Genomic DNA, 3717 nt, shown 5'->3' on the forward strand with positions numbered 1-3717 from the left:
GCCGGACATCTCCCCCGCAAGGGGGGAGATTGGCAGCTTCCTTGACGGCGACTCTCCTCAAGCGTTGGTGATTGGCGAAAGCTGACGTGACGGCTGATCTCCCCCCTTGCGGGGGAGATGTCCGGCAGGACAGAGGGGGGTGTGAAGGAACTCAACCTTCAATCCTTTCAACGAACGACCAATGCCGCCATTTGCGGTAATTAATGCACATCGGACTGCAGTTGTCTATTTTTCGCACAACGGTTGCGTTTTGGCTCGCGTTGCCATTGCCGCCGCAAAGGCGGACAATGCCCCATCACCAAAACAGGGAGAGAAACCATGATCGAATACGGTCATTTCATCGGCGGCAAGCGTGTCGCCGGCACCAGCGGGCGCAAGCAGGACGTCATGCAGCCGATGGACGGCTCCGTGCGCGGCACGGTGGCGCTGGCCTCGCAGGCGGAACTGCGCGCCGCGGTCGAGAACGCCAAGGCGGCGCAGCCGAAGTGGGCCGCGACCAACCCGCAGCGCCGCGTGCGCGTGCTGATGAAGTTCCTCGAGCTGGTCCAGCGCGACTATGACGAGCTGGCCGACATCCTGGCGCGTGAACACGGCAAGACGATCGCTGACGCCAAGGGCGACATCCAGCGCGGCCTCGAAGTCGTCGAGGTCTGCATCGGCGCGCCGCACATGATGAAGGGCGAGTTCACCGACGGCGCCGGCCCCGGCATCGACGTCTATTCGATGCGCCAGCCGCTCGGCGTCGTCGCCGGCATAACGCCGTTCAACTTCCCGGCGATGATTCCGCTGTGGAAGATCGCGCCGGCGATCGCCTGCGGCAACGCCTTCATCCTGAAGCCCTCGGAACGTGATCCGGGCGTGCCGATCCGCATCGCGGAGCTGTTCATCGAGGCCGGTCTGCCGGCCGGCATCCTCAACGTCGTCAACGGCGACAAGGAAGTGGTCGACGCATCCTCGACGATCCGGACATCAAGGCCATCGGCTTTGTCGGGTCGACGCCGATCGCCCACTATATCTACTCGCGAGGCACCGCCTCTGGTAAGCGCGTGCAGTGCTTCGGCGGCGCCAAGAACCACATGATCATCATGCCCGACGCCGACATGGACCAGACCGTCGACGCCCTGATCGGCGCCGGCTACGGCTCGGCCGGCGAGCGCTGCATGGCGATCTCGGTGGCCGTGCCGGTCGGCAACGACACCGCCAACCGGCTGATGGAAAAGCTGGTGCCGCGCGTCGAAAGCCTCAAGGTCGGTCCGTCGACGGATTCCTCCGCCGATTTCGGCCCGCTGGTGACGGCGCAGGCGCTGGAGCGCGTGAAGGGCTATGTCGACCTCGGCGTCAAGGAAGGCGCCAAGCTCGTCGTCGACGGCCGCGGCTTCAAGATGCAGGGCTATGAGAACGGCTACTATATGGGTGGCTGCCTGTTCGACAACGTGACGGCCGACATGCGCATCTACAAGGAGGAGATCTTCGGGCCGGTGCTCTCGGTGGTGCGCGCGCCGCGTTACGAGGATGCGATCAAGCTTGCCAACGACCATGAGATGGGCAATGGCGTCGCCATCTTCACCCGCGACGGCGACGCCGCGCGTGACTTTGCTTCCAGGGTCCAGGTCGGCATGGTCGGTGTCAACGTGCCGATCCCGGTGCCGATCGCCTACTACACCTTCGGTGGCTGGAAGGCGTCGTCCTTCGGCGACCTCAACCAGCATGGCCCCGACGCGTTCCGCTTCTACACCAAGACCAAGACGGTCACCTCGCGCTGGCCGTCCGGCATCAAGGACGGAGCCGAGTTCGTCATCCCGACGATGAACTGACCGGACAATCAGTTCTGGGAAAGCGCGGTGCAAACCGCGCTTTCTTTTTGTGGACCTTCGGAGGAAGGCCATGTGGCCTTCTCATCCACATAACGCGCAAATTTGTTGTGATGGCCGGTCGACAGTCCCGGCGAGGCGCAGCTTTAAGTACATGGATTCCGGCGCGGCACAGCCAGGAAGCATCCGCACATCCTAATAATTCCGTCGCCGTGTGATGGAACCAACAGACCACCATCCGCCTTAGGCTGTATTCCTGCCATCATGTGCAGGCCAATCAAACAGCGCCGGTGGCAGCCGGGGTTCTCGTCTGGCGCGAGGAGGTGTCAGATGACACGATTTCTTATGGCGACGATATGCCTTGCGGCGGTTGCGATGCCTGGCGGGGCCGTTCAGGCCGATGCGGCCGCGCAATGCGCACCACGGGCCGACATCATCAAGGCGCTCGGCGACAAGTTCCACGAGAGCGAGGCCGGGCGTGGGCTGATCAATTCGAACGTCGTGCTCGAGATTTTCGTATCCGACCAGGGCAGCTGGACCGTGCTGGCCTCCGATACCAAGGGCCAGAGCTGCATCCTGTCCGTCGGCGAAGGCTGGGACAGCCCGACGATCAACGCGGCATTGCCAGGCGCCTGAGTGAAAGCCGACCCAGGTGCCCTCCAGCAACGCCCGCTTGTTTACGGGGCGCGGCTTCACCATATCGAATCCAGGGAGTGATAAATCTCCCTGCGACAGACCGGAAATCAGAAGGAGTGACGCGATGAAGACGTCGGACCCGGCCTGGAGCGTTCCGGCACGCTGAGGCGGCCAAATGTGCCTCCCTTGCCGGAATGCGAAGGCGAAGGAGGTGCCCCATGGCACGCGAATTTTCGTTTCGATGGGTCAAGCTGGCGGCAGTCGGCGCCATGTTGGCGCTGTCGGCATTCCCGGCGCAGGCGCAAGTCATCTGCGGCGGCCATACCTATCTGGTCGCCAGGCTGGCAGAAGCATTCGAGGAGAAGCGGCTCGGCTATGGCGTAGCCGGAGAGGTCGCCGTCTTCGAGTTGTTTGTGTCAGAGAGCGGAACCTGGACCATCCTGATGACCGACGTTAAGGGCCAGAGCTGCATCCTGGCCGCGGGCGAGGGATGGGAAGACACGCTGGCCACCCCGGTCAGACAGCCGGGCGGCTGAGCCGCCCGGAGCAAGTCCAGAACCATTCTGCTTATCGCGTAGCCGCCACCTCGGCATGACCGCGCAGCAGCGCCATCAGCTTCTTGGCGTCCCTGGCGGCGGCTTCCTCGTCGCCATCGAGGATCGAGCGGATCAGCGCGACATGGTGCTCGGCCGATTCAGCGAGGCCGGTATCCGCCTTGTAGCGGAACCAGAAGCGGCGGCTGTGCGTCTGCAGGGGTGCCGCCACACGCGCCGCAAACGGATTGTCGGCGGCGATCGCCAGCGCCTCGTCGAGCTGCTTGTCAGCCTGGATGAAGGCAAGCACGTTGCCGGAGATCACAGCCTTCTGCATGGCAAGGGCCGCCTCGTGAAAAAGGTCGGCTGCCTCGCGGGTGACGAAACGGGCGGCGGAGCGGGCAAGCACCACCTCGACGCCGCGCCGGGCGTCAAGCACGCGCAACCAGTCGCCGGGGTGCAGCGGCGCGACCGCGATGCCGGCGCGGGGCCTGACGTCGAGCAAACCCTCCCAGGCCAGCCGCTGGATCGCCTCGCGAACGGGAGTGCGGCCGAAGCCCAGCCGCTCGATCAACGCTCCCTCGGTGACGAAGCTTGCGGGGGCCAGTTCGAGGGTCACGATCATGTGCTCCAGCGCACGGTAGGCCTTGGTCGCAACCGGCTCGAAGGCCGCGCTGGTCTCGATGGATATCAATGGGCAGCTCCTGATATATTTTTTATACATCATAATGGAATCC

Annotated in this window: 3 protein-coding genes and 1 pseudogene; 3 read left to right on the top strand and 1 reads right to left on the bottom strand. The window is 64.0% G+C overall.

Features of this window, described 5'->3' with window-relative positions; translation table 11 throughout:
• Nucleotides 1–318 precede the first annotated feature (318 nt).
• The 3 genes and pseudogenes from EOA38_RS30460 (at nucleotide 319) to EOA38_RS30470 (ending at nucleotide 2983) form a co-directional block, all read left to right on the top strand.
• Nucleotides 319–1814 (top strand): annotated as a pseudogene (locus EOA38_RS30460) (CoA-acylating methylmalonate-semialdehyde dehydrogenase).
• Nucleotides 1815–2141: 327 nt separating this feature from the next.
• Nucleotides 2142–2447 carry a hypothetical protein gene (locus tag EOA38_RS30465; RefSeq protein WP_127300975.1) on the top strand — a complete coding sequence of 102 codons (306 nt, stop codon included), beginning with the start codon at nucleotides 2142–2144 and terminating at the stop codon, nucleotides 2445–2447.
• Between the two features lie 218 nt (nucleotides 2448–2665).
• Nucleotides 2666–2983, top strand: a complete 318-nt coding sequence (locus EOA38_RS30470; RefSeq protein WP_126091393.1) for a hypothetical protein — start codon at nucleotides 2666–2668, stop codon at nucleotides 2981–2983.
• Between the two features lie 31 nt (nucleotides 2984–3014).
• Here the strand turns inward: EOA38_RS30470 and EOA38_RS30475 are convergent, their stop codons facing one another.
• Nucleotides 3015–3707 (bottom strand): GntR family transcriptional regulator, encoded by a 693-nt coding sequence (locus EOA38_RS30475; protein ID WP_189435017.1) that lies wholly within the window; start codon nucleotides 3705–3707, stop codon nucleotides 3015–3017.
• Between the last annotated feature and the right edge of the window lie 10 nt (nucleotides 3708–3717).

This window comes from Mesorhizobium sp. M1E.F.Ca.ET.041.01.1.1, assembly GCF_003997355.1.
Taxonomy (GTDB): domain Bacteria; phylum Pseudomonadota; class Alphaproteobacteria; order Rhizobiales; family Rhizobiaceae; genus Mesorhizobium.

Excerpts from the sequence above, each read along its gene's own strand:
- EOA38_RS30475 (WP_189435017.1), bottom strand. The coding sequence starts at position 3,707 with ATGATGTATAAAAAATATATCAGGAGCTGCCCATTGATATCCATCGAG.
- EOA38_RS30470 (WP_126091393.1), top strand. The coding sequence starts at position 2,666 with ATGGCACGCGAATTTTCGTTTCGATGGGTCAAGCTGGCGGCAGTCGGC.
- EOA38_RS30465 (WP_127300975.1), top strand. The coding sequence starts at position 2,142 with ATGACACGATTTCTTATGGCGACGATATGCCTTGCGGCGGTTGCGATG.